Source organism: Rhodococcus sp. T7, assembly GCF_009872365.1.
Lineage (GTDB): Bacteria > Actinomycetota > Actinomycetes > Mycobacteriales > Mycobacteriaceae > Rhodococcus_F.
Window position 1 is genome coordinate 919,809 of the sequence record NZ_WXYH01000389.1, and the last position, 24,911, is coordinate 944,719.

The 24,911-nt window shown below is 64.9% G+C and carries 18 protein-coding genes and 5 pseudogenes; 11 read left to right on the forward strand and 12 right to left on the reverse strand.

Annotated features, from left to right (window positions below):
• The 4 genes and pseudogenes from MLGJGCBP_RS54590 to MLGJGCBP_RS48375 form a co-directional block, all read left to right on the forward strand.
• A pseudogene (locus MLGJGCBP_RS54590) lies at positions 1 to 336 on the forward strand (acyl-CoA dehydrogenase family protein); the annotation flags it as partial.
• A 27-nt stretch (positions 337 to 363) separates the two neighbouring features.
• Positions 364 to 1,122, forward strand: coding sequence for an acyl-CoA dehydrogenase family protein (locus MLGJGCBP_RS48365; protein ID WP_236581506.1), 759 nt, complete (start codon positions 364 to 366; stop codon positions 1,120 to 1,122).
• A gap of 44 nt (positions 1,123 to 1,166) precedes the next feature.
• Entirely contained in the window at positions 1,167 to 2,375 is a 1,209-nt protein-coding gene (locus tag MLGJGCBP_RS48370) for an acyl-CoA dehydrogenase family protein (RefSeq protein ID WP_236581507.1), read from the forward strand.
• The gene (locus MLGJGCBP_RS48375) at positions 2,372 to 3,478 is read left to right on the forward strand and encodes an acyl-CoA dehydrogenase family protein (RefSeq protein ID WP_160101026.1); all 1,107 of its coding nucleotides are present in this window, start codon (positions 2,372 to 2,374) and stop codon (positions 3,476 to 3,478) included. The genes MLGJGCBP_RS48370 and MLGJGCBP_RS48375 overlap by 4 nt, the downstream gene beginning before the upstream one ends.
• 1,378 nt (positions 3,479 to 4,856) lie before the next feature.
• Here the strand turns inward: MLGJGCBP_RS48375 and MLGJGCBP_RS48380 are convergent.
• The 3 genes from MLGJGCBP_RS48380 to MLGJGCBP_RS48390 form a co-directional block, all read right to left on the reverse strand.
• Positions 4,857 to 5,024, reverse strand: a complete 168-nt coding sequence (locus tag MLGJGCBP_RS48380; RefSeq protein ID WP_160101028.1) for a helix-turn-helix domain-containing protein — start codon at positions 5,022 to 5,024, stop codon at positions 4,857 to 4,859.
• Between the two features lie 809 nt (positions 5,025 to 5,833).
• Positions 5,834 to 7,069 (reverse strand): acetyl-CoA acetyltransferase, encoded by a 1,236-nt coding sequence (locus MLGJGCBP_RS48385; RefSeq protein ID WP_160101030.1) that lies wholly within the window; start codon positions 7,067 to 7,069, stop codon positions 5,834 to 5,836.
• Positions 7,070 to 7,177: 108 nt separating this feature from the next.
• The gene (locus MLGJGCBP_RS48390) at positions 7,178 to 8,707 is read right to left on the reverse strand and encodes an AMP-binding protein (protein ID WP_236581508.1); all 1,530 of its coding nucleotides are present in this window, start codon (positions 8,705 to 8,707) and stop codon (positions 7,178 to 7,180) included.
• A gap of 505 nt (positions 8,708 to 9,212) precedes the next feature.
• Between MLGJGCBP_RS48390 and MLGJGCBP_RS48395 the strand changes: the two genes are divergently transcribed.
• The 3 genes from MLGJGCBP_RS48395 to MLGJGCBP_RS53460 all read left to right on the forward strand — a co-directional run bounded on the left by MLGJGCBP_RS48395 (position 9,213) and on the right by MLGJGCBP_RS53460 (position 11,198).
• Complete coding sequence (locus MLGJGCBP_RS48395) at positions 9,213 to 9,587, forward strand: nuclear transport factor 2 family protein (protein ID WP_160101055.1); 375 nt, start codon at positions 9,213 to 9,215, stop codon at positions 9,585 to 9,587.
• Between the two features lie 417 nt (positions 9,588 to 10,004).
• Positions 10,005 to 10,841 (forward strand): mycofactocin-coupled SDR family oxidoreductase, encoded by an 837-nt coding sequence (locus MLGJGCBP_RS48400; protein ID WP_160101057.1) that lies wholly within the window; start codon positions 10,005 to 10,007, stop codon positions 10,839 to 10,841.
• Between the two features lie 228 nt (positions 10,842 to 11,069).
• Entirely contained in the window at positions 11,070 to 11,198 is a 129-nt protein-coding gene (locus MLGJGCBP_RS53460) for a hypothetical protein (protein ID WP_268960791.1), read from the forward strand.
• Positions 11,199 to 11,689: 491 nt separating this feature from the next.
• Here the strand turns inward: MLGJGCBP_RS53460 and MLGJGCBP_RS52840 are convergent, their stop codons facing one another.
• The 6 genes and pseudogenes from MLGJGCBP_RS52840 to MLGJGCBP_RS48425 form a co-directional block, all read right to left on the reverse strand.
• Positions 11,690 to 12,256 (reverse strand): TOBE domain-containing protein, encoded by a 567-nt coding sequence (locus MLGJGCBP_RS52840; protein WP_236581512.1) that lies wholly within the window; start codon positions 12,254 to 12,256, stop codon positions 11,690 to 11,692.
• A gap of 30 nt (positions 12,257 to 12,286) precedes the next feature.
• Positions 12,287 to 12,589, reverse strand: a pseudogene (locus MLGJGCBP_RS54595) (ATP-binding cassette domain-containing protein); the annotation flags it as partial.
• The gene (locus tag MLGJGCBP_RS53465) at positions 12,483 to 12,761 is read right to left on the reverse strand and encodes an ATP-binding cassette domain-containing protein (protein ID WP_160101061.1); all 279 of its coding nucleotides are present in this window, start codon (positions 12,759 to 12,761) and stop codon (positions 12,483 to 12,485) included. The gene MLGJGCBP_RS53465 and the pseudogene MLGJGCBP_RS54595, both read right to left, overlap by 107 nt.
• Position 12,762: 1 nt before the next feature.
• Positions 12,763 to 13,605 (reverse strand): annotated as a pseudogene (locus MLGJGCBP_RS48415) (extracellular solute-binding protein); the annotation flags it as partial.
• Positions 13,606 to 13,767: 162 nt separating this feature from the next.
• The gene (locus MLGJGCBP_RS48420; protein WP_160101063.1) at positions 13,768 to 17,064 is read right to left on the reverse strand and encodes a protein kinase domain-containing protein; all 3,297 of its coding nucleotides are present in this window, start codon (positions 17,062 to 17,064) and stop codon (positions 13,768 to 13,770) included.
• A 276-nt stretch (positions 17,065 to 17,340) separates the two neighbouring features.
• A pseudogene (locus MLGJGCBP_RS48425) lies at positions 17,341 to 17,566 on the reverse strand (integrase core domain-containing protein); the annotation flags it as partial.
• A 1,237-nt stretch (positions 17,567 to 18,803) separates the two neighbouring features.
• Here MLGJGCBP_RS48425 and MLGJGCBP_RS48430 point away from each other — a divergent pair.
• Positions 18,804 to 19,901: a hypothetical protein gene (locus MLGJGCBP_RS48430; RefSeq protein ID WP_160101065.1), complete on the forward strand. Its 1,098-nt coding sequence runs from the start codon at positions 18,804 to 18,806 to the stop codon at positions 19,899 to 19,901.
• Complete coding sequence (locus MLGJGCBP_RS48435) at positions 19,879 to 20,706, forward strand: hypothetical protein (protein ID WP_160101067.1); 828 nt, start codon at positions 19,879 to 19,881, stop codon at positions 20,704 to 20,706. Before MLGJGCBP_RS48430 ends, MLGJGCBP_RS48435 begins: the two co-directional genes overlap by 23 nt.
• A gap of 305 nt (positions 20,707 to 21,011) precedes the next feature.
• Here the strand turns inward: MLGJGCBP_RS48435 and MLGJGCBP_RS48440 are convergent, their stop codons facing one another.
• Positions 21,012 to 21,833 carry a cyclase family protein gene (locus MLGJGCBP_RS48440; protein ID WP_160101069.1) on the reverse strand — a complete coding sequence of 274 codons (822 nt, stop codon included), beginning with the start codon at positions 21,831 to 21,833 and terminating at the stop codon, positions 21,012 to 21,014.
• Positions 21,833 to 22,809 (reverse strand): annotated as a pseudogene (locus tag MLGJGCBP_RS54600) (integrase catalytic domain-containing protein); the annotation flags it as partial. The pseudogene MLGJGCBP_RS54600 and the gene MLGJGCBP_RS48440, both read right to left, overlap by 1 nt.
• Positions 22,810 to 22,984: 175 nt before the next feature.
• Between MLGJGCBP_RS54600 and MLGJGCBP_RS48450 the strand changes: the two are divergent.
• Together MLGJGCBP_RS48450 and MLGJGCBP_RS48455 are read left to right on the forward strand one after the other, a co-directional pair.
• The gene (locus MLGJGCBP_RS48450) at positions 22,985 to 23,695 is read left to right on the forward strand and encodes a hypothetical protein (RefSeq protein ID WP_160101071.1); all 711 of its coding nucleotides are present in this window, start codon (positions 22,985 to 22,987) and stop codon (positions 23,693 to 23,695) included.
• Entirely contained in the window at positions 23,695 to 24,351 is a 657-nt protein-coding gene (locus MLGJGCBP_RS48455; RefSeq protein WP_160101073.1) for an RES family NAD+ phosphorylase, read from the forward strand. Before MLGJGCBP_RS48450 ends, MLGJGCBP_RS48455 begins: the two co-directional genes overlap by 1 nt.
• A gap of 280 nt (positions 24,352 to 24,631) precedes the next feature.
• On the opposite strand, the gene MLGJGCBP_RS52850 is transcribed toward MLGJGCBP_RS48455, so the two are convergent.
• The coding region (locus MLGJGCBP_RS52850) for a hypothetical protein (RefSeq protein WP_236581510.1) at positions 24,632 to 24,911 on the reverse strand (280 nt) is incomplete at its 5' end.

The following is a 24,911-nucleotide window of genomic DNA, read 5'->3' on the forward strand; positions in this document are numbered from 1 at the left end:
ATGGATTTGATCCTCAGTGATGAACAACGCCAGCTCGTCGCAACTGTTCGGCAATACGTAGACCGCAAGTTCGACCGGACCCTGCAGGGCGAGGTAACCAACGGCAACCGGTCCAGCCATGAGACCCTCACGCAGCTCGCTGCGCTGGGACTGACCAGCTTGGCGGTTCCCGAAGAAGCCGGGGGCGATGGTGGATCCCTCATCGACCTTGCGCTCGCCGTCGAGGAACTCGGGCGTGGGGGTGTGACAAGTCCCGTCATCGCCTCGACGTCGCTGGTCGCCCTTCCGCTCATCGCCGCCGGGGAAGCCACGAACCGATCCGAGCTGATTTCCTCACTCGCGAATGGTAGCTCGATCGGCACGATGGGCCTGCTTCCGCCCGGCGTCCGCAACGAATGGTCGATTCGTGGCACGTCCGGCACGCGTGAGGGAACTGAATGGCTGTTGTCCGGCGCCTTCAATTTGGTGCCGTACGGGCATGAGGCAGACGTGCTCATGGTCGATGCCGAATTGGAAGGCCGGGGACGGTCGTTGGTGATTCTCAGATTGCCTGACGAGGGGGTCAGCACACGCCGGCAGCGAGTGATCGGCGGCGAGCCACGAGCAGCGGTCCACCTCGACGGCGCGCGGATCAGTGAGTCCCGCGTCCTTGCAGTCGAACCCTCCGATGTTGCCCGCTCGGTCGATCGGGCCATCGATACAGCAATCGTGCTGCAGTGTGCGCACACGGTCGGCGCATGTGAGGCAGCACTGGAGTTGTCGGTCACCTGGGCGAAAGACCGATCGCAGTTCGGGCGGCCCATTGGTTCCTTCCAGTCGGTGAGCAATAGGTGTGCGGATATGAGATCCGGTATCGATGCGGCCCGCCTGCTGACCTGGGAGGCGGCCTGGGCATTGGGACGCGACAGGCCCGACGCATCCGAATTGGTTTCTGTGGCGAAACATTATCTCAATCAGGTCGGTGATCTGGTCGAACGCAACGCCCACCAAGTACACGGGGCCATCGGGTATTCCACCGAGTATCCACTGCACGTGTTTACCCGGTTGATCAAGGCATTCCAGGCGTCTTACGGGACATCATCCGTACACCTGGAACGAGTCGCGGAAGCAATCGGACTGTGAGCACGGCCGACCGGCACGCATCATCGGAAAGGCGAACTCCTGACATGCCCAGTACGCTGCGCCCGGACGACTCGCAGGCTCGTACCTTCGACGAGGTAATGGCCTCCGTACGCGACTTCATAGATCGGTATCCACCGGAGCGGACAGATCCTGTCGCGTATCTGAGAGCCAGATTCGATGCCGGTCTCGCATGGGTCGACAAGCCCCTCGGCCTCGGCGGCCTTGGCTGCGATGCGGCGTTCCAGGGTGCTGTGGAGGAGTCCTTGGAGCGCGCAGGCGCAGAGCGGCTCAACCCAAACCGCAATCCCGGAGGGACAAATGTTGCAGCGCAAACGATCCTGACGTTCGGGACAGAAGAGCAGCAGAAGAAATGGCTGAAGCCCCTGTGGACAGCGGAAGAGATTTGGTGCCAGTTGTTCAGCGAACCCGGCGCCGGCTCGGATCTCGCAGCCCTCGGTACCCGGGCAGTACGCGAACATGACGCCTGGCGGGTGAACGGACAGAAAGTCTGGACTTCCCATGCTCAGGACGCCAAGTGGGGACTCCTCCTCGCGCGCACCGACCCGAATGTGCCGAAGCATCAGGGCATCACCTACTTTGTGTGCGACATGCAAGCAGACGGAGTTGACGTACGTCCGCTACGCCAGATCACCGGGGAAGCCGAGTTCAACGAGGTCTTCCTGACCGACGTGGTGATTCCAGACGAAAACCGCATCGGTGCCGTTGGTGCTGGATGGTCGGTAACCCAGACCAGCCTGTCCAACGAACGCATGGCAGCAGCCCGGGACCCACAGCCCCGGGGAGTGGGGATGATTTCCGACATCATCGCCGCATGGAATGCCGGTGGTCGAGACCCAGACGTCGAACGCGACATCATCGACGCGTGGATCGGCGCGGAGAGCCTGCGGTTGTTGGCTGCACGTCTGGCACAGCTGGAGGAGGCCGGTCGCCCCGGCCCCGAGGGATCCGGCCTGAAGCTGGCGTCCACGGTGTTCAAGCAAACGGCCTCGACCTTGTGGTTGCAACTGCTCGGTGACAACTCGCTCCGCTACACCGACTGGACAATGCGACGGCCCGGGACCAACGAGCACGTAGTCCGTGACGCCGCCTATACCTACCTCCGCACCCGTGCGAGCTCGATCGAGGCAGGCACTTCAGAGATCATGCGCAACATCATCGCCGAACGCATCCTCGGACTCCCCGCCGAGACAAACCACGACCGCGAAATCGCCTGGAAGGACCTCGAGCGATGACCGATGCCGGAGCACTGCTCTACTCACCGGAGTCCGAGGACCTGCGATCCGCACTACGTGCGATGTTGTCCCAGCACTGCGACTGGACCGAAGTACTCGCGCGTACCGAGCTGGCCGATACTGCGGACCACGTTTGGAAAAGACTCACTGGAGAAATGGGGTGCGCGGGACTCCCGATTCCCGAAGACCGAGGCGGGCACGGTGCCAGTTGGTCCGAAACGGCCGTTGTCGTCGAAGAACTCGGACGTGCTGTTGCTGACGTGCCCTTTCTGACCAGTGCCGTCATCGCACTAGCAGTGCTCCAGGGACTCGGTGACAGCGACATGCTCGGCCAAATCGCCGACGGCTCGCTGGTCGCCGCGGTCGCCGCCCCTTGGCCCCGCCTACAAGAGCCGAGCACCACAAAGCCAGCGTGGTCAGGTGGGAACATCCAGGGTGACGTGTCTTTGGTTGCAGGGGCGATCGGGGCCGATGTACTCCTCGTCCCAGCCGGTGACGCCCTGATCGCTGTTGACCCGGCCACCGTTCAGATCCACAGCGCGATCGCATTCGACCAGACGAGACCGCTCGCAGACCTCCACTTCGAGAATGTGGAAGGTCGAGTTCTGGCAGCGGGGCCACAAGTAGCGGTCGCATTGAATCACGCCGCCACGATTGGGGTGGCGATGATCGCCAGCGAACAACTCGGCATAGCCGAACGGTGTCTCGAACTCACCGTCCAACACGCTCTTCGACGAACACAGTTCGGTCGGCTCATTGGTTCCTATCAAGCTGTCAAACACCGACTCGCGGACGTATGGGTCAGCATCGTCGAAGCGAAAGCCGTAGCCCGTTACGCGGCCAACTGTGCCGCCGAGAACTCCCCCGACCTGGCGATTGCGTCCTCCCTCGCCCACGTCGTCTGTTCTCGTGCGGCACTACGCGCCACGCAGGAGATGATCCAGGTTCACGGCGGTATCGGTTTCACCTGGGAGCATCCGGCACATTTGTATCTCAAGCGAGCCCGAGCCAACGCCACCGCCCTCGGTACCGAAATCTGGCACCGCCGACAACTGGGAGTGAAATTGGGCTTGACCTCTCGCGACGGACACGCCCGAAGATAGGTCCGCGTGGCGCCGGTCGGGCCATCATCATCGTCTTCGTCGTTCTTTCAGATCTCGGTCGCCGGTCTCGGTGCGGAATTCGCGGTCGGTGGCAGTCGTGCGAGAGCAATACTGACGTTTGTGACGTCGACGAGAACGGACGTGGATGCTGCCCAGGTCGATCCAGAGGGCCACGGTGCGGTACCCGCACGGCGAGCTCGATGGCGACGGTCGTGCGTATGAGCGTTCCGGTGCGGGTGATCGGTGCCGCCTTCGAGTACCTGGTGATGACCGGGGGTGCGCGCCGATCATTGGTGCCCTCACCCCGGCCCGTGTAGTACGACGGCGTCGGCTTCGCGGACTGCTCCGACATCCCGGCCTGGCCGACCCCAGGCCGGAGGCCGACTGGTGTGCCAGCCGCGGTTGCTATCCGAGTCCCTCGACGCCGACGCGGTGGACGTGTTCATCTCGTCGCTGCGCACACACCGGGATCGGGCGATGGTGTAGGCGATCATACTCGGAGGTCTGCGCAGCGCGGTCGCTCCGTTGCCAGATGTGGATTGCGGTCGCCGTCGGCTGCGGGTGCTCGGCAAGGACTCGAAGGAGTCCTGTGGCGACGGTCGATGCGGTGTCCACCGACACAGCCGGCCAATCTACGCGGCCGCCGGGTTGGTCACACCGGAGTGTGTCGTGGTGCTGCGCGGCCCTACCGCGGGCGCGCTGGTGTCCGAGGCGGACTGCAATGTTGTTCCGCCGACACCGGGAGCCCTCCGGCGCCGGTCGGGTGTGTCCGTCACGTGTCCCCGGAGGCCGCCGTCGGATTCGTGCACCTGTCCTCCTGGCAGCTCGCCGCCGAATGCTGCACGGCTCGGACCACCCGACAATTGCGGCGGAGCCAGCTTCGCTGACTGGTTCTCAATTGCAGTCCGGCATCAGGAGCAGGGCCAAACCACATGTCCCCGTTCGGGTGCCCTCAGAGATGCCAGCCCATCCGTCCACGATCGGACCGGCCGGCGTGCTCGCGTAACCTCCGCACCAGGTCGCAGACCGCCGGATAGGCCCACGGGCGCCCGAGTGGCCGCGACCACAGGACGAACGTGAAATCCGAGTCCAGGTCTCCGCACTCATTGAGGTAGTCCGCGTTACAGGAGCATCAGATCCGCGCTCGCAGCACCACGCCGGAAGCGTCCGGCTTTCGCGCACGCCGTTGTCGTTGTCGTTGTCTCAGAATGTCGCGAACTGATGCGCGACGGTCCCCGTGTCCTTGCGAAATAGGCCGAGCTTTTTGGCCATTTCTAAGGCCGATGCAGCCGGGGTGAACAACAGACGATCTCGTGAGTGGTCACACGGGTCGTGGATTCTGCTGAACCTGTTTGACGGTAATACCTTTCGGTCAGCATCAAGTGCTCTTCGGAGTGATCGTGCGGCGCGGCGTGGTTATGCCCTCCGATCCGGTTGCCATTTCCCGCATACTCACGCCCTGCGGTCGCAACAGAGCGATCTCCTCGCGCTCGGTGAACGACAGGTAGCCCGAGACCGGGGTCAACTCGATTTGGTGGTAACTCATCAGTGAGTGGCGGAACCATTGTGATCCCACCGGCCCGACACACCGCCGCCATCCTGGTGGCCGTCCCATCCCATACCTGCATGATCGAGGAGTTTGCTTCCACCGGTGTCGACGACGTCGTACAACCAAAGCTCACGGGAGCCGGATAGAGAAGTCTCCGGACAACCGAGGGAACCATACCGAAGATCCGCGGCCCGCGGCCGCGGACCGTGTGAACCTGATGGTGATCGTCGGGCCGCCCACCAGGTTGCGGCTCGACCGCCCCGTCGCCGAAGACCCGCGCCGACTGTGGGAGCAGCCCCCGCCCGGCGGTTGTCCCAGGCTCGGGTGCGCCCCGGTTCGCGGATCTACCCGCCCCGCCCCCGCCGCCGGCCCGCAAGGACCGAAAGGCTCGGCGAACACCCCAACCCCCACGCCGTGACGTGGACAACCGAACCAGAATCGGTGTCACAAACCCTGGAACAAAAATCAACCGCGGTGAGATCTCGAGCGGAGGTCACGGCAAATCCCGGCGAACACGTGCTCGCCGAGCCGACCGCGTCAAACGTGTCGAGATGGCCATCACCGGGGAGGGAAGTCAGCAAGGTTGCGGCCTATTTGGGTGTCACGATTGCGTAGCGACAGCTTGCCTCACGAGACTACTGCGGCGAAGATCGTGCGTAGCGAGTCTCCGCCGGAACGTCCGATCCACAAGTCGGATGACCTTCACCGAGGCCGTCGAGAAATTCAGCTCTGCCAGACCAGTGGCCAGATAGGCATCGCGATGGGGGCGGCAATAGGAGACACCGCCCCCGCGCATCGCGACCTGGTCAGGGTTCGTCGACGCCGAGGACGAAAGAGGCGATGGTGGACATACTTCCTCCGAAGTTCACGGTCATCGCGTTGCGTGCGCCCTCGATCTGGATGGCGCCAGCCACGCCCTGAACGTGGTTGTGGGCGTCGAGGAACATGCGAATCCCGGTCGCGCCGACCGGATGCCCACCGCCGATCAAGCCGCCGCCAGGGTTGATCGGTGTCTTGCCGTCCCGTTCGAGCTGCCCGGACTCGACTGCCTTCCAGGATTCCCCCGGGGGAGTGAGGCCGAGGTGCTCGATGATGGCGTATTCCGAGATCGAGAAGCAGTCATGGACTTCGAATGTGTCGATGTCGTCGACCGTCAAACAAGCCGCTGCGAGCGCCTGCTCGACGGTTTGACGTAATGCTGGCATAACAAAGGGCCCGCCCTCGGAGAGTGCCAGCTTCTGTTGCAGGTCGATCGTCGAGGTGCGGTGTCCCCAACCCTTCACCCGTGTCGCTCTCCTTCGAGCGCTGCCTCGTTGCCGCTCTAGATAGGCGTCGGATACCAACACGATGCCGGCGCCGCCGTCAGTCATCTGGCTGCAGTCCGTTCGTCGAAGGCCCCCTTCGACGAACGGATTGAGCGTGTCGTCGACACCGTCGGGCCCTAGCACGTCGAGGGGCTTCCAACCTCTCGTTTGGGCCAACGGGTTGGACCTCGCATTGCGAAGGTTGAGTTCGGCGATTGCCCGCAAGTACTCATAGTCCAAGTCTTGCCGGCGCACATATTCGGCGCGGACGAGGTCGAACATGTACGGCCACATGTGAGTCGCGTCCCGGCCCTCGTGTCCTGCCCATGCGGCGCTACCCATGATCGCGCCGGCCTGATCGCCGGGCACAGATTTTTCGAGTTCCACCCCCAACACGAGCGCGCAGTCGTAGTGGCCGGCGCCGAGGTCAGCGACTGCGGCGAGCAACGCCATGCTTCCGGACGCGCATGCGGCCTCATGGCGTGAGGCCGGAATCCCAACCAGGTGTGGCTCCACCGCAGCGGGGAGGGCACCGAGATGTCCCTGGTGCGCAAATAGCTCACCAAATGCATTGCCTACATGTATGACGTCGATGTCCCCGACTTCGACCTGGGACGTTTCGAGGGTGTGGTCGATCAGCTCCTTGATGAGTGTTGCGAAGTCTCCGCCTTCGCGGGTGATGTTGCGGGCGAAGTCGGTCTGATGTCCACCGAGCGCCCATATGTTCGTCCGGCCCATGGCCTGCCTTTCATCTCGGGCGACGTCGCCCCGGCGGTCTATGTGCTATTCGAGCTTCGTGCGAATTGTGATGCCCGCTCGTTCCTTCAAATGGGATCCGCGGTGAGCTCAGCGGATGATCGAGCCCGTGCCCTTCCAGTACCAGGTACGGATCGTCTTCTTGTCGAGCTTTCCTGGCCCGGTCCGGGGAACCTCGTCCACGAAATCGATCGAACGAGGCCATTTGAACTTTGCGAGGCGGCCTTCGCAGCTGTCGATAAGGTGCTGCGGCGTGCTGGGGAGAACTTCGACCCCAGAGCGAAGCTGAACCACTGCCTTGACGTCCTCACCGCGGTCTGGGTGCGGCACACCCACGACCGCGACGTCAGCAACGTCGGGATGATTGGCGAGAACGTTCTCGATCTCTTGCGGGTAGATATTGACCCCGCCGGAGATGATGACGTTGGCTGACCGGTCGGTGAGGAAGAGGTACCCGTCCTCGTCGAGATAGCCGATGTCGCCGGTCGTGCTCATGGTGCCCGACGGATCGGTGCTCTTCGCGGTCTTGTCCTCGTCGTTGAAGTAGACGAAGTTGGTTGCGCCACGAAACCACACGTCGCCGGGTACCCTGGGTGGGCACTCGTCGCCGTCTTTGTCGAGAATTACCACTTCGCCCAAGGAGGCCTTACCGACCGTGCCGGGTCGCTCCAACCATTCCTTCGAGGTGCAGAGAGTACTTCCGTTCGCTTCGGACGCGCCGTAATACTCGAACACAATGGGGCCAAGCCAGTCGATCATTTCGGCTTTGACCGACGTCGGGCACGGCGCCGCGCCGTGGACGAGCGCTTCCAAAGAGTCCAAGGAAAACAGGTCACGCACCGACTGCGGCAGCGCGAGCATTCTCGACATCATGGTGGGCACCACGAGTGAGTGCGTCACACGATATCGATCGACATACTCCAGAAAGGTCTCAGCGTCGAATCTTTCCATGATCACCACGGTGCCGCCCAGCCTGATAGTCAGCGCTGCTGGGATCTGAGCTGCGGAGTGATGGAGCGGACCGGGAACGAGAAGGACGTTACCCGGCCGCAACTGATAAGTCTCGCCGGCCCGCTTGAATACCGGTAGCGGTTCTCCTGGGGCGACATCGGGTATCGGCCGGAAAATGCCTTTAGGTCGACCGGTGGTGCCGGAGGTATATGGCATCGCGACACCTAGACGCTCGTTCGTCACACGCGTATCGGGAAACATGCCCACAGTCTTCGCGTAGGGTTCGAACTCACCGTCTGGCTGATCGATGCCATCCATCAGCCAGAGTTCGACCTTGGGACAGCGCGCCGGCAGCAGGCGGGCGACCTCCCCGAGTCGGGCGCTGGTCACCACGACACGGGCCGTCGAGTCATTGATAATCCACGCCACCTCATCGGCGGAGAACTTCGCGTCGATTCCGGTGAAGTACAGACCCGTCCTCTCTGCAGCGGAGTCCGCTACAAGTCGCGTTGAACCGTTTTCGAGGAAGAACGCGACATGGTCACGTCGTTCGAGACCGTGCGATCGAAATAGGTGGGCCAATCTATTTGCTGCGGAATTGAACTCACCGTATCTCAGCGTATCGCCGGAGCCTCCGACGATCACCGCTGGTCGTTCGGGCTTCGCCATGACCGACTCATTAGGATACATCTACTGCCGAGCCCTCTCTCGTATTGACAACTGGATTCGCTCTGGTGAAGCCATCTCCTGACGCGCCCGTCGCTGCGCTCGACGACGAAGACCGAAGCCATCGTCAACCGTATCGAGTCGGTCCGATACTTGATGTGTCACTTTGGGACGGGCAACAGACCACACCAAATTGCGATGGCCATACCGCTTCCCGCACCTCGCTGCGTATCGACCCGCGGAGTGAGCCCTCGGATATAGGTAAGTCCGACACCCCGATCCGGCATGCCGAGGACGCAGATGGTGGGCGCCCGCGCGTCAGAGTCGCCGATTGTGGATTACACTCGGCAGAAGGCTGATCCGGCGGTCGCGGCCTGGACGATATCGGGCGACCGTGACTTCACCGTCGATACTCGGGATTCAAGTTGCTCGACTCCCGCCGACAGACTCTCTCGCACGCCGGTACGGCCTCGTCCAGATCACATTCGACCATCCGAAGGGAACCGGCATGGCGCCGTCACGCGAAAGCATTCAGAACACTATCGAGTCGTACGTGAAGTCGGTGGCCTCGGGCACCGTCGACGACGTGCTGGCGCTGTACGCGCCGGGCGCGACGGTCGAGGACCCGGTCGGCACCGACCTCCGGACCACTGAGGAGTCGATCCGCGCGCTCTACGGCATCGTCGAACCGCTCGAGCAGACCGTCGAGCTCGGCATCGTCCGGATCGCCGCCGACACTGCGGCCTTCAATTTCACGCTCACCACACACAGGGGTGAGAGGAAGATCGACCTCTCCATCATCGACGTGATGACGTTCGACGACGACGCCAAGATAACCAGCATGCGTGCGATCTGGGATCGGACGGACATGGTCACCCGCTGATCCGATACCCGAAGTCCCAGCTGGCGCGGTTCCTCTGCAGTGACACTCGCGGAAGCATTCAGTGGCGATGATTTTGTGCCCACCAGAGTTTCCGCCGAAATGCGCCCCGCGTCCCCTGAGTCTGTCGCATCCGCCGCAAACATTGGGGTCAACGAATGTGAACGACACCGATGGCAACTCCGACTGACACTGCTTTGCGGCGAATCACATGGCAGTGCACCGACACTGACGCCAGGCTGAAGCCCGGATCGTCTTGTGTCACAATTTGCGACAGACGTTCAAATCCCAAATTGGGACAGCCATTCGCTGCCTGCACCTACTAGTGTTTCGTGCGACAAGACATTTGCTGACATCTGGGTCACACGTCAATGAGTTCCGACGGCCTCACCGGTCGCCGACGTCTTCGAAGGAGAACGAATGGGTCTGCTCGACGGCAAGGTTGCCTTCATCACCGGCGCCGCCCGCGGTCAGGGGCGCAGCCACGCGCTCCGACTGGCGCAGGAGGGCGCCGACATCATCGCAACGGACATCTGTGCCCAGGTCGGATCGGTCGGGTACCCACTGGCCGCCCCCGAGGATCTAAAAGAGACCGTCCGGCAGGTGGAGGCACTCGACCGACAAATCATCGCCACCGAGGCCGATGTTCGCGACAGTGCGGGGCTGAAGGCAGCCGTCGACGACGGGGTGGCGCAGCTGGGCAGGCTCGACATTGTGCTGGCCAACGCCGGAATCGCCAGCTTCGGAACGATCGAGGATCTCACCGATGAGTTGTGGGACGACATGATCGACATCAATCTGTCGGGGGTGTTCAAGACCGTGCGGGCCACCGTCCCGCATCTGAAGGCCAACGACAACGGTGGCGCAATCGTGCTGACCAGCTCCACAGCGGGAATCAAGGGGCTGGCGAACCTTTCGCATTATGTCGCCGCCAAGCACGGTGTGGTTGGGCTGGTCAAGACGATGGCCAATGAACTTGCCCCGCACATGATCAGGGTCAACTCCGTGCACCCGACGTCGGTGGACACCGACATGATCCAGAATGAAGAAACCTACAAGGTGTTCCTCCCGGACCGGAATCCGTCGGAGGTGACGCGGGAAGAGGTCGCCGACTCGTTCGCCACCCTCAACGCCCTTCCCATCGCCTGGGTCGAGCCGACGGACATTAGCAACGCGATCCTGTGGCTGGTCAGCGACGCCGCCCGGTACGTCACCGGTGTTCAGCTGCCGATCGACGCAGGCTTAGTGATCAAGTGAGGGGCCCGACCGACGAATACTCGCTCGACGATTCTGCGGTGCCCGGCAGGCAATTGACGGTGACGCGGTGCAGCGGCCCATGAAGGGGAACTGGGCCTGCTACCGGCAACGGCGTCTTCAAGCCCGGGACGTGCTGCGCTAGCTTGCCCTCGTAGAACACGACTTTTCGCCGAGTGCGTTGCCGATCACCGCACGGGTCGGACACTCGCCACCATTCCCCACTTGCCGATGCGACAGGCACCGCTCGCCAGCGAGCAGAGCCGCGACATCAGCACGAGTCTGCTCGGCATGTCGACGGAAGAGATCGACAGCGCGGCAACCGGTGATCGCGGCTATCCGCTCGGCCCCACGCGGTGAGATCGATCATCTGGCGCGATGATGCCGGTCCGTCGTTCGATGTGCCCGGTCCTAGCAATCGATGTTGAAACGCGACGGGATCGCACCCCCGTAGGGTGCGGCGCTGGATCGGAATCGCTTCGGTCACGATCGGGGACCACGTGCCCGACACGTAAGAAGCCGAACACTCACCGGGGCACCATTTCACGGACGTGGTGGAGGCGCTGGCCGGTGATCGGTTCCACCTGGATTTCACGATCGCGCCGCCAGTGCGCAGGGTGTGGGCGACCGCCAACGGTAACTTGCCTTCGTAGTCGAGGACATCGCGCAGCATCTCGTCGGCGATCCGGCGGAGAACGCCGCGGAGAGAGTTGCTGGAGATGACCGGGACCTGACAGTTGGTCTCGAGCCGCTATGAACACGCCGCTGATCGGGGCGCACCCTGGTCGGAATTGCGCTTCGCAGCTGTGAATTTCTTGTCGTCGATCGCGCGGTGTGGCATCGATCCGCGATCAGCCGCGGGAGGGTTCGAGGAACGCAGCCGCCGAGCCCAACCGCATCCCGTTATCGCGGTCGAACACGTGAACATGTACTGGGTCACAGCCGACGACGATCTCCCCTCCGATTTCTACGCGGGTATCCGCGGCGATGCGCGCACGCAGTGGTGCTCCCGAGCAGTCCAGGTGCAGCACTGACGAGGCGCCCTCGTGCTCGATCAAGCGAACCCTGGCCCTGGCCGTCCATGGGTGGGAATTTCGTCCGATGCAGACCTGCTCGGGTCGTATGCCGAGGGTGACCAGGCGAGCGGTCGGCGCGAGCGGGCCGAACGGTGTGTCGCCATCGTCATTCGGGTTGAACATCGTCATCGGTGGTGTACCTATGAATGTGGCGACGAAGATCGAGGCTGGGCGCCGGTACAGCTCCTCGGGGGTGCCGATCTGCTCGACGATACCGTTGTGTACCAGTGCGATTCGATCGGCCATGGCCATGGCATCAGCCTGGTCGTGTGTGACGTGCACGGTTGTCGCCCCGGTTGCCCTGAGCATCGTTCCAATTTCCGCGCGCAGCGCCAGCCGCAACTGGGCGTCCAATCCGGACAGCGGCTCGTCGAGCAGTACGACGCCGGCCTGGCGGGTCAGTGCCCGTCCTAGCGCGACCCGCTGACGTTGACCGCCTGACATCTGCCGGGGCAACCGCGGCAACAGGTCTCGGATTGCGAGCCGCTTGGCGATGTCGTGGGCGCGCGCGTGTGCTTCCGCGCTTTGGACAATCCGAGGCCGTGCCGCAGCCCGAGGGTGATGTTGTTCAGGGCGGACAGATGGGGGTACAGCGCGAAGTGCTGAAACACGATCGCGACGTCCCGGCGGTGCGGTGGTAGGCCGTCTGCAGGACGTCGGCGATCCGGATCTCACCGGTGTCCGGGGTCTCGAGTCCGGCCAGAATTCGGAGCAGGGTTGATTTTCTGGAGCCGGACGGTCCGAGGATGACCAGACTTTCTCCGCTTGCGAGGTCGAGGTCGAGGTCGTGCACCGCGATGGTGTCGCCGAACCTTTTTGACACTCCCCGCATGCTGATGGCGCTCATGTCATTTCACCGCCGAGGTGATGCGTCGGACGGTCTCGGGAACGACGGTGTTGGTGTCCTCGCCTGTGGTCAGTCGCTCGGCCATCGCTTTCAGCAGGGCGTTCACCCGAGGCGTGGCGGCACCGTGCCAGCCGCCCCAGGGTGTCGGGGTTCCGGTGTAGGTCCACGAGTAGCCGAGCTGGGTGGTTGCGGCCGGGTCCGTCGCGAGCTGTGTGGCCGCCTCGGTATCGACGGGGATGTAGCTGTAGGTCTTTGAGCTGGCCGCGATGATCTCCGGGTCGAGAAGGTCGGAGATCATTTCGTTGGCGAATGCGGCGCGGCAGGCGTCGTCCGAGAGGACGATGAAGTCGTTTCCGCCCACGGACAGCGATGACTTCCCGCCGTCGGGGATGGGCAGGTCGGTGACTGTCCACTCGAACGCGTCACCCACAGCCTTCTGCGCCGAGGCCGACTGGGCCGGGCTGCCGGTGTAGTAGGCGAGTCGTCCCGAGGTGAATGCGGTGAAGGCGTCTGCGGCGCTGATGGGGTCCTGAAGTCCTTCGGCGCCGAGGTTCTCCCATATCGACAAGGCGCGCCGTCCTTCCGGGGTGTCGAATCCGGGCGTTCCGTCCGGGTACACGAAGGTGCCGCCGCTGCTCTGGATCAGCGCTTGGGCGTACCAATCCGCGGAACCGGCGTCACGGGGCATGTTGACCGATGCCATGCCGGTGGAGGCCTTGACCCGTCGGGCCGCTTCCAGGAGTTCGGAGGTCGTCGTCGGCGGTGTGGTGACCCCTGCCTTCGTTGCCAGGGTGGTGTTGGCGAAAAGGACGGGGACCGAGACCTGGAAGGGGGCGACGTAGTTCGTTCCGTCGACCGCGCCGGTCCCGTTTGGTCGCGGTCACCGGCGAGCCGTACGGAGCCGAAGGCCTCGTGCCCGTGGCAGTATCGGCCGAACATGCTGCGGGACAGCAAAGTCCAGCGTCTTCGCCCGCACCACCACGCCAGAGGGGAGGTGTCATATTGATCAGCTGTGCCGGTGAGGCGCGTCATGTGTCTGCTCGACGACCCAGGCCGCGACCTGCGCCCGGGAGGTGAACCCGAGCTTGGTCAGGATGTGCTCCACGTGTCCCTGGGCGGTCCGTTCGGCGATCACCAGCTTGGCGGCGATCGCCCTGTTGGTCATGCCCTCGGCGATCAACCCGGCAACCTCGCGCTCCCGCTTGGTCAGGCTCACCTCCGTACCGGTCGCCGGAGCCGGTGCCGGCGGGGGTTGCTCACCGAGGGCGTAGGCGATGGCCGCGTCAAAATCCAATTGCAGGCCCCGGCGGTGGGCCGCCTCGAATGCCTTTTCGCCGAGTGCCTGACGCGCCTTCTGCTCGCATTCGTTGTGGTGGTCGAGCAGGGTGGGGTACACGACCGCGACGGTGCCCACCGACCGCCCCAGTTCCTCCGCGGACCCGAGCAGGACCGCCGTCCGGGGCGCGTCGCGCAGTTCGCAGGCGACCCAGGCCAGCGCCTCGAGACAGGACCCGGCGATGCGCGGGAAGTTGGCTTGCCTGGTCAGCTGCAGCGCCTGTTCGAGTAACCGCACCGCACGAGCAGTGTCACCCTGCTGCCACACGGCAACGCCCATGGCCCACAGCGAGTACGACCGGTGCATCGCTTCGCCGCATGCTTCAGTGATCGCGAGCACCTGCTCGTGGTATTCGATCGCGCGCTGCGTCTGGCCGCGCAGTTCGTAGGCCACGCCCAGCATGCTGCGAGCACCGGTCTGGAGTACGCGGTTATCGCCCGCGTCGACTACTGGGAGGGCGCCTTCGAAGTGCGCGCACGCTCTCGCGAGATCCCGGTCGTAGAGAGCCAGGATCGCGTCGGCGTAGTCGACGAATGCGGCCATCATGGGGTCGCCGGTCTGCGTGGCGAGCATCCGCCCTTCTTCGATCAGCGCGGCACCCGCCGGAAGATCCCCCTGAACTTCGGCTAGCACACTGGCCGCGTACAACGCCTTGACTCTGTCGAGGGTCGGTGTGCCGCCCTCGGTGACCAGGAACCGGCCGAGCCAGCGCCGTCCCTCGCTGAAGAGGCCTTGGGAAAGCCAGAACAGGAACAGCGCGGCGGCGGTGCGCAGCCCCGCTGCAGGGTCGTCGGACACACAGAACTCCAGCGCCTCCCGGATGTTCGGCTGCTCCCGGCGCAGGCGGGAGATCAACTCGAGCTGGTGGGCGCTGATCCAGTCGGCCTCCGCGTCGACCGCCAACCCCTGGTACCAGTCCTGGTGCCGGCGTCGCAGGGGCAGGTACTCGCCGGTCTGCTCGAGTTTCTCACGGCCGTACTCGCGCACCGTCTCGAGCATCCGGAATCGCACCACCGCCCCGGACTCCTCCCGGATCAGGATCGACTTGTCCACCAGGGAGGTCACCGCGTCGTCCAGCTCGACCGCGGTCAGATCCGCGCCACACACCTGCTCGGCGGCATCGAGTTCGAAGCTGCCCGCGAACACCGACAATCGCCCCCACACGAGTTGTTCCCGGACGGTACACAGCTCGAAACTCCAGTCGATCGACAGCCGGAGGGTCTGCTGCCGCGACGGCGCGTCCCGGCTGCCGCGGGTGAGCAGGGCGTAGCGGTCGGTGAGCCGCCCAAGGATCTGCTGGGGCGACATCGCCCGCAATCGGGCTGCTGCGAGCTCGATCGGCAACGGCAGCCCGTCCAGCCGCTGGCAGATCCGCGTCACCGCGTCCTTGGTGTCCTCGGTGAGCGCGAAACCGGGAACCGCGGCGGCGCCGCGTTCGGTGAACAACGTCACCGCGTCGTAGCTGGGCAGCCCCCGCAGCGACGGCCGGCGGTCCGGGTCGGGGACGGCCAGCGGTGGCACCCGCAGCACTGCCTCCCCGCCGATGCCGAGGGGTTCGCGGCTGGTGGCCAGGACCCGCAACCCGGGGCAGGCCCGCAGCAGGGTCTCGGTCAGCTCCGCGACCGCGTCCACCACCTGTTCACAGTTGTCGAGCACCAGCAGCAACTTCCGTTCGGTCAGGAATTCCACCAGCACCGCGCGCAGCGACGTCGCGGCGTGGTCCCGCAACCCCAGGGCTCCGGCCACCGCATCCACCAGCAACGACCCCTCGTGCAGCTCACCCAGCGCGACCAGCCACACCCCGTCCGGGTAGTCGCGACGCACAGTCTCCGCGACCCGCAGCGCCAGCCGGGTCTTACCCACACCCCCGATCCCGGCCAACGTCCCCAGCCGGGACCCGGCCAGCATGTTCTTCGCCTCGGTCAGCTCATGGCGACGGCCGACGAAACTGGTCAATTCCAGCGGAAGGTTCCCCTTCGCACCCCCGCCGCCTTGAGGGGACGGTTCTGTGGATCGGCGCTGACCGCCAGACGAATGCTGCCCCATGCTTTCCGACGCACCATGGACTGTTTGCAGGGCCATCTCGGAGACCGGAAGCCCGCGCTCGCGTTGGATCCGGCGCAACTGCTCACCGAAGTCCGCGGCGGTGGCCGGCCGCTCCCCGGGGTCGCGGGACATCGCGCGGGCGATCGCGGCCGACACGTCGCCGTCGAGGCCGTGCCCGCGCAGATCGGGCACCGGCTGGGTGGTGATCCGCAGGAACTGCGCCACCACCTGCTCACCACTGCGCCGTTCGAACGCGGCATGCCCGGTCAGGGCACTGAACAACGTGGCGCCGAGGCTGTAGATATCCGAGGCCGGGGTCGGCGGATCGCCCTCGAGCACCTCCGGGGCGGTGTACGCCGGTGACCCGATGACGGTGCCGGTGGCGGTCTCGAAGCCCCCGGCGATGTGCGCGATACCGAAATCGGTCAGTGCAGGTTCGCCATAGTCGGTGAGCAGGATGTTGCCGGGCTTGACGTCGCGGTGCAGGATGCCGAGCCGGTGCACCGTCTCGACCGCACCGGACACCCGCACCCCCAGCCGCAGTGCCTCATCCAACAACAGCGGACCCACTCGCCGGATCCGTGTGTCGAGGGAGTCCTGCGGGTGATACGGCATCACGATGAAGGGCAGCCCGCCCGCGGTTTCGCCGACATGCAAGACGTTCACGATGTTCGGATGACCGGTCAGCCGGCCCATCGTCTTCTGTTCCCGGAAGAACCGGACCCGGTTCTCCTCGTCGAGTGCAACGGTGAGCACCTTTACCGCCACGATCCGATCCAGCGCAATCTGGGTGCACCGGTAGACCACCCCGAATCCACCGTGCCCGATCTCCTGGGCATCTTCGAAACCAGCCGCACACAAGTCCGCAACGACCGCGGTAGCCGCGTCGCGCTGGGTGCCGAAGGGATCATTCTCAGCCATCGTATCGAGTGCTCGGATCCGTCGTCCCACGATGCAGCGAACCCCGACGACACGACCAGCGGAACCACATCATGCCAGACCTTTCAAAAACGTGTCCTCAGGGTATCGCTGCCCGCGATTCATACCGATAAACTCCAGGGATCGCGGCCAAAATGGTGGCCCCCGGAGGTGGTAGCGCCACCCGGGTTGTTCCGTCCATGACAGCGATCCCCATGTGGCCACGGTGTCGGGTAAATCCCGCGACTGAGGTTGCCCCTCGGGAGTGGACACCGGATTTCATGCGGCGATTGACAGCGTAGACGACGCGATCAGCCGTTGTTCGAACTCGGCTGGTGTGAGGTAGCCGAGGGCGGAGTGAACGGCGACGCCGATTGAAGTACGAGAGCCAGTCGAACAGCTCCAGCCGTGCCTGCGACTTCGACGTCTAGCTGCGTCCGTGCAGCCATTCCCTCTTGAGGCCTTGGAAGAACGTCTCGGCGAGAGCATTGTCGTAACTTTGACCGGCTAATCGCAGCACAGTTCTCAGCGCTCGAGGTCGGAATGGTTCATCGCCGTTGCAGTGAACCACCTCCAGCCGGCCACGCGCGGGCGTCAACATCACGACATCCCGAAACTGAGTAACTGTCTAGATAAGATGCCCGACAACAGCATCCATCCAGACGTCCGTTGTCGCGCGATGTGTGAACGGAAAGGCTGGCAACACACCGTCCTCGGGTGAGGCATGTCGGGGTCAACGCCGAGGAACCCAACGGATTGCCCGGGACGCCTGGTTCCCAAAGCGACTATGGTCCGTCACGCCCACACGGACCAGACTGCCCATCAGCGGTATTGGGCCCACGAGCAGTCGTCGACCTGCTCGCCAGCCTGCTTACATGGCCGGCGTGCCCGAGACGATTACCCGACATCGACGGTCGCTGCGCCCGGATCTGGACGCAGCTTGAGTTGGTCCGTCATATGACCAGTCGTAGTCCTACTCTCCTCGCAGTACAAGTACCACACCTGTGTGCGAGTCGCTTCTGACGTGCGCATATGTCCCGATTAGCCGGTTAACCTCGATTTTCGGTGGGTGGTTTCCGGGTCGAGTGGTCGCCGCGCCGTGTGTCGGAGGCTGTGGATCGCATGGGTTTCCGGGTGGCCGCCGGGTAAACCTCAGGCGATCTATCGGAATGCAGACCCGGCTGCCGCTTCCACGGTTTCCCGGCACGGTCCGGCCGCCGCACCAGGACGCTCTTCTGGTTACGACACGCCGGTACTTTCGATCCCCAGCTCGTACACCATCTTCATGGACGCAACCGTTCGGTGTTCGGCGGACCGCGATCTCGAGTCGGACACTCGAGCCACCATCAGCCGCCGGCGCGGTCAACACCAGGTCGTCGACCGTCGTCGCAGGTGACTGTTGAAAGTCCACCCGTACCGGCGCACGGTCCCCCAACTCCGTTTCGACGCCACCGGTCAGCAACCGAGTCAGGTAGTGAGCCCCCAAGCGGTGTTCCAACCGGACACCGCCACCGCCAGTCGAATACGGACTTGCAGACTTCTTGACCGGCACTGATCCGTCCGACATCGACCGCCTCCGAAATCACGCAATTCTTAGATTCCGGTGAACACCGGAACATGATCATAACCCGAACGTCGGGACTGCGGTCAGAGGTCCTCGGCGTCGATTGTTCGGAAAACTACGGCAGTCCGCATTGCAACGGAATGCTATATTAAAGCGAACACAGGAGAGGGGTGCTGCGATGTCCGCGACAACGAACGAGCGAGCCATCCTCCGCCAATGCACCCAGTTACTCCAAGGCCTCGCACCGGAAGACTGGAATGCCCGGTCCGAGGCAAACACCGCCCACAACCGGAACGAGCCGAGCGCTGACGGGCAACTCTGGATCACCACACCGGACGGCGATACCGCCAGCTTCCTGGTCGAGGTGAAGCAGGTACTGAATCGGCGCGATATCGGCGTCGTGGCCCGCCGCCTCGGCACCGTCACCGACGACACCCCCGCCCAGGGACTGGTGATGGCCCGCTACATCTCCCCTCCCCTGCAAGAACTCCTGCGTGAGCTGAATTTGTCGTACATCGATACGACGGGCAACGTGATGGTCACCGCACGGCGGCCGGCGCTGGTCCTTCGCGACCGGGGCGCGGCCCAGGACCCGTTCCGGGGTCCGGGCCGGCCTAGGGCGACGCTCAAGGGTGAGCCCGCCGCCAGGCTCGTCCGCACCCTGGTCCGAGAAAACGGGCCGTGGTCGGCGCGCGAACTCGTCGCACAGGCGGGGGTCTCCACCGGTGCGACCTACCGCGTCCTGGAACTCCTGCAGGAAGAGGAGCTGGTCACCAGGACCGCCGACAAGAGGTTCGAGGTCACCGACTGGCCGCAGCTGCTCCGCCGGTGGAGCCGGGACTACAGTTTCGTCGACAACACCCAGACGTATCAGTTCATCGACCCCCGCGGTGTCCCATCACTGCTGAAAAAGCTTGCGAAAGAACAGAACCCGAGCTTCCGGTACGCGGTCACCGGATCCGTCGCCGCGGCCGAGTGGGCACCGTACGCGCCGGCGCGGGCCGCGTTCATCTACACCGAGAATCTGGACGAAGCGGCCAGGAAGTGGCGCCTGCACCCGGTCGACCCCGACACCGCGGAAGCGGCGAACGTGATTCTCGGAGAACCGGAATACTCGGTCGTCTTCGACAACACCTCCCAGGCCAGGGACGGGTACACGATCGCGGCGATCGAGCAGGTCGCCGTCGACCTGCTGTCCGGTCCCGGACGCAACCCGGCCGAAGGCGAAGAACTCATAGAATGGATGCAGGCCCATGAATCAGCCTGGCGGCGATAACCTCCTCGTCGAAGCCCGCAGCGCACTCCTCGACGCCCTGCACGCCCTCGATGATCACCGCGACGCGCTGATCGTGATCGGCGCGCAGGCGGTGTACCTGCGCAGCGGAGCCGCCGTCGTCGCGTTGGCCGAGTCGACGAAGGACAGCGACCTCGCCGTCAACCCCCGCGACCTGAGAGACGACCCGCACCTCGAGGACGCCCTGACCGGTGCCGGGTTCTACCTGAACACCAACGGGCAGCCCGGCGCATGGCTCAACAGGCAGGGCATCCCCGTCGACCTGATGGTCCCCTCCGCCCTGTCCAACCGGACCAGCACCGCCGGTCGCTCACCGCGGCTGCCCCCGCACGCCAAGAACGCGATGCGGATCGCCACCGGCCTCGAAGGCTGCGTCGTCGACAACACCGTCATGGCCATCACCGCCCTCGACAACGCCGATTACCGCGTCTACGACGTCCGGGTCGCCGGCACCGCCGCGCTCCTGGTCGCCAAAATCCACAAGATCCACGAACGCCTCGGCACCCCGGGACGCCTGCAGAACAAGGACGCCCACGACATCTACCGGATGCTCGTCGCCTCCGAGCCCGACGAGTTGGCCGGCGCGTTCCGGCGACTCCTCGCCGACCCGATCAGCGCCACCACCACCGAACACGCCCTCGCGTGGTTACCCGAGCTGTTCGGCAACGCTTCCGCGACCGGGGCCGAGATGGCCGGCAGGGCCGAAGAGGGCATCGGTAACCCTGCCCAGGTGTCGATCAATGCCGCGCTGCTGGCCACCGAGCTGATGGATACCCTCGCCGGTTAATGCTCGGTTGGTGCGGGCCCGACACGGGTCGTTGCCATTGATACTCGGACGGCGACCTCGCGCCGAGCCGAGGCCGTCGGCAGGCAACGGATCGAGTTGTGGCGCGGTGGTCCGATGTTCCGTGTGCGCTACGCGAGTACCACGACTCCCCGGCTATGGGTGGACGATCGGCCACGTAGGCAGGTGAAAGTATTCGGCAGCCACACGATTGGTCCCATAGAATTTCAAAGGTGATGAACATCAAGACATTCGAGCTGTTGCGCGGTGTTGCGCACAGTTGCGACGTCGATGCGCACCGGTGCGCATCAGTTGCGGCGTAGTTGCGCACCATGACGGGCGGCGTTGGGTTGATTTTGGGCGTCGATGATGGCGACGGCCCGGGTCCAGCCGGCGGATCCGGCGTGGACTTTCACGGGGAAGCAGGACACCTGGAACCCGGTGGAGGGTAAGTCTTCGAGATTGTGGAGTTTTTCGATGTGGCAGTATCCGATCTGCCGTCCGGCCTTGTGGCCCTCCCAGATCACGGAGCTGTCATGCTCGCGGGCGTAGCGGTCGGCGGTGTAGGTGAAGGGTGCATCCCAGCTCCAGGCGTCGGTCCCGGTCAGCCGTACGCCTTGTTCGAGCAGGTGCACGGTGGCGTCGTGCCCGATGCCGCAGCCTTTCGACACGTAGTCGTCGTGCCCGTACCGGGTGCCGGCGGAGGTGTTGACCACGACGATCTCGAGTGGGCTGAGGGTGTGACCGATGCGGTCGAGCTCGGTGTCGATGTCGTCGGGGGTGACGACGTAGCCGTCGTCGAGGTGGCGGAAGTCGAGTTTCACGGCGGGCTGCAGGCACCAGTCCAGGGGAACTTCGTCGATGGTGATCGCGCGCTCACCGCGGTTCATCGTCGAGGCGTAGTGGTACGGCGCGTCGAGGTGGGTGCCGCTGTGGGTGGTCATCGAGACGCGTTCGATCGCCCATCCCTCGCCGTCGGGTAGGTCTGCTCGGGTGGCGCCGGGGAAGAAGGCGAGCAGGTCGTCGACGGTGTCCTGGTGGGTGAGGTAGTCGATCTGGGGAAGCAATCCTGGTGGGTCGGAGGCGATTCCGGTTTTCAGTGGTACGGAGATGTCGTCTTTCTTGATCACCTCGCGCCGTTCCGCACCTTGGAGATCAATTTCTGCTGCGGGCCTAAGTAGTTCGTCAACTGCGATTGCAACACCCAGATCGTGTTGAGTAACACCAATTCTGCGGGTGAGTCGTACCGGAGGTAGCCGACGATGGTGCGCACGACCGCCCAGTTCTTCTGCTCGACATGAGCGCCGTCGTTGGAGTTCCCCGGCCGCGACCGGGTGAAGGTGATCTGCCGTTTCTCGCACCAGTCGAGCAGATGATGATTGATGAACTCGCTGCCGTTGTCCGAGTCGACCCCGAGCAGTGGGAACGGCAGGATGCTCGCGATCTCCTCCAGCGCGGTGACCACCCATTTGCGGGCATTGTTGGGCACCGAACGGTTCACGGCCGCGCCGGTGGCTATGTCGGTGACCGTCAGTGTGTACCAGTGTTCGCCGATCGCGTTGCCACCCTCGTGTCCGACCAGGTCGATCTCGGGCGTTGCCGGGCACGACATCGTCCCATTGCGCCCAGGTGCGGATCGGGATATGCGACTTGAGCAAGGTGCCGGGTTTGGTGTGCGAACGGCCCCGCAGGACGTGCTTCTTGCGTTCGGGCGCCAGCCGTCGGTCGATGGTGGCCGCGGACATGCCCACCAGCAACACTGCGGTGGCGTCGTCGATGTCGAGTTCACCGAACGTCCGCAGGATGGGCACCAGGTCGGGCAGCGCCGGTGCCAGCCGCTTGCCGGCCCGGCATTCCCAGCACCGCCCAGCAGAAGATCAACGCCGCAACAACGTTCGGTCCGTATATCGGTGGGCGTGCTGTCCGGGGACGTACCACCTTCGGGGTCAACGCTGCCCGCGAGGCCTTGCGGGCGTGGTCGCGATGCCAGCCGGTCGTGGCGCACAGCTCGTCGAGGATCCTCGCCTTGCCCGGCTTATCGGCGCGCTTGTAGCGGGTCGCGATCGCCGTGGTGACGGCTCTGCGTTCGGCCATGGTCAGTCCCATCCTCCGGCCCTACCCTCGACCACACACCGACGTTGGTCGACACGCCGCGACGCGGGCATTCTCACGTGAGGCAACGAAGGGGTTTACGCGGGCATTTTGGATGAGTCAACGCGCCTTCTCGCCGCAACGAAAGCAACAGTGTAAGATATCGGTGCAAACGTAGCAAGGAGTGCTCATGTCGACCCACCGATCGATCTCTCCGCGGCGGCACCACAAGCTCGCCGGCTACCGGCTGCGCCGAGACACCGCCACCGGCCGCTACACCCGCACCGGCGACCGCCCGCACGCCGCACCGTCGCCGGACGAACGGCGTTTGTCGGATCTGTCGACCCCCGAACTGATCGACGTCGTCGCCTCCGAACTCGCCGCCCGCCCCGAGATGCACCTGGTCCGCAATCAGGTCACCGCGCTGCTGGCGATGGCACCGACCCTGACCGACCGCACCCAGGCCGCCCGCATCGGGGCCGACCTCGTCGACGACGCCATCACCCAGGCCGACCTCGAGCAGGCCGCCCGCCGGCACATCCTCGACCACCCGATGCTCACCGCCGGCCAGGTCGCCGCCGTCCTGCACCGGCCCGCCGCCGATCGCACCGTCGCCTCGAGGCTCCGCACCACCGGCAAGGTCGTCGCCCTCCCCGTCGGCAACGGCTACCGTTACCCGGCGTTCCAGTTCGACGAGCCCACCGCCTCGGTCCGCGGCGCCGTCGCCGCGATCAACACGGCCCTCGGTGCGGCCACCGACCCGTGGGGGGTGGCGTCGTGGTGGCTGAGCCCCTCCACCCGCCTGCCCGAGGGGCAGACCCCGGCCGATCTCGCGGTCGACCCGAACCCCGCAGCCGACCGGAAGCTCGAGCGGCTCGCCTCCGAGGTGCTGCCCGGCTGATGCCGAATATCGAACCACCGGCCGGAGGGTTACTCCGGCCGGCGCACCGGACCGTGCTGGCTGCGGGAACAGTGGTGTGGCGGGTGCACAGCAGCCGCCGCGCCCCGCATGCCCCGAACCCAACCGCGCAGCCCGACGAGCTCGCCGGTGGCCGGTTCGACTCTCTCGACGGCAGCTACGCCTACCTCTACATCGCCGACAGCCCCGACGGTGCGGTCGCCGAAAGCATCTGCCGGGACCTCCCGTTGGACCCTTCGATCGCCCGGATCGTGCCCGCCAGCGCGGTGGCCGGCCGCACCCTCACCGCTCTCACCGTCACCCGCACCCTCACCGTCGCCGCACTCCACGGACCGCACCTCTCGGCGGTCGGACAAGACCTCTGGCTCACCAAGTGCGAAGCCCGGCACTATGTCACCACCCGCCGGTGGGCGCACGCCATCCGCGCCGCCGACCCCGACATCGACGGGCTCGCCTACCGGGCCCGGCACAACGAGGACACCCTCGCCTGGGTCCTGACGTCCGATCCGGCGATCACGCCCCACCCCGCCCTGGCCGCCGACCCCACCACGACCCCGCTGCCCCTCGACCACGGCCCCGGCCGCGACCTCGTCGCCCGGATCATCGCCGACCACAGCGCCATCCTCTCCCCCACCTGAACCGCACCAGCATCAACACCCTCCGACACATGACGCCGACGGGTGGCGCGTACCGTCCGCGCGACCATTCAGGCGCGCGTTCTTTGCGCGAGGGCCAACTGATCGGCCAGGGAAATCGGTGGCCGCACCCACCTCTACGAGCGATGGAAGTGCCCTTTCCTGTCGACCCCGAGCCGGGATGACGGCATCCGCCTCGACACCGAGGGTAGGGGAATCCCCGTGCCGCGGCAGCTGCTCACCAGCCCGCACTACCTGATACCTCTCGGCGGAGGAACCGAGTTCACCATTCCCACAACGGTCCTGCCCCGACTGTCGAGGCCCAGACGACCTCGGCGCCGAGCCAACTCGGCCACAGCAGGTCGGCCCCCAGCATCGGAACACCCTGCACGCGCACCGCTTTCGCCCCCACCGACCGAGCCACAACGATCCACATCCGGGCGTAGGCCTCGCAACGAAGAGTCAGGCCACCCAGCACACGGCGGAGGAGTCCGAAAAATTGTGCGATGGCATGGATCACATTCCCTGGATTTCCACGCTGCGGCTCACCAAAATCACTACTG

Bases quoted from the DNA above. Each gene is read 5' to 3' on its own strand.
- MLGJGCBP_RS48365 (WP_236581506.1), top strand. From the start codon at position 364: ATGGGCCTGCTTCCGCCCGGCGTCCGCAACGAATGGTCGATTCGTGGC.
- MLGJGCBP_RS48370 (WP_236581507.1), top strand. From the start codon at position 1,167: ATGCCCAGTACGCTGCGCCCGGACGACTCGCAGGCTCGTACCTTCGAC.
- MLGJGCBP_RS48375 (WP_160101026.1), top strand. From the start codon at position 2,372: ATGACCGATGCCGGAGCACTGCTCTACTCACCGGAGTCCGAGGACCTG.
- MLGJGCBP_RS48380 (WP_160101028.1), bottom strand. From the start codon at position 5,024: ATGAGTTACCACCAAATCGAGTTGACCCCGGTCTCGGGCTACCTGTCG.
- MLGJGCBP_RS48385 (WP_160101030.1), bottom strand. From the start codon at position 7,069: ATGGGCCGGACGAACATATGGGCGCTCGGTGGACATCAGACCGACTTC.
- MLGJGCBP_RS48390 (WP_236581508.1), bottom strand. From the start codon at position 8,707: ATGGCGAAGCCCGAACGACCAGCGGTGATCGTCGGAGGCTCCGGCGAT.
- MLGJGCBP_RS48395 (WP_160101055.1), top strand. From the start codon at position 9,213: ATGGCGCCGTCACGCGAAAGCATTCAGAACACTATCGAGTCGTACGTG.
- MLGJGCBP_RS48400 (WP_160101057.1), top strand. From the start codon at position 10,005: ATGGGTCTGCTCGACGGCAAGGTTGCCTTCATCACCGGCGCCGCCCGC.
- MLGJGCBP_RS53460 (WP_268960791.1), top strand. From the start codon at position 11,070: ATGCGACAGGCACCGCTCGCCAGCGAGCAGAGCCGCGACATCAGCACG.
- MLGJGCBP_RS53465 (WP_160101061.1), bottom strand. From the start codon at position 12,761: ATGAGCGCCATCAGCATGCGGGGAGTGTCAAAAAGGTTCGGCGACACC.
- MLGJGCBP_RS48420 (WP_160101063.1), bottom strand. From the start codon at position 17,064: ATGGCTGAGAATGATCCCTTCGGCACCCAGCGCGACGCGGCTACCGCG.
- MLGJGCBP_RS48430 (WP_160101065.1), top strand. From the start codon at position 18,804: ATGTCCGCGACAACGAACGAGCGAGCCATCCTCCGCCAATGCACCCAG.
- MLGJGCBP_RS48435 (WP_160101067.1), top strand. From the start codon at position 19,879: ATGAATCAGCCTGGCGGCGATAACCTCCTCGTCGAAGCCCGCAGCGCA.
- MLGJGCBP_RS48450 (WP_160101071.1), top strand. From the start codon at position 22,985: ATGTCGACCCACCGATCGATCTCTCCGCGGCGGCACCACAAGCTCGCC.
- MLGJGCBP_RS48455 (WP_160101073.1), top strand. From the start codon at position 23,695: ATGCCGAATATCGAACCACCGGCCGGAGGGTTACTCCGGCCGGCGCAC.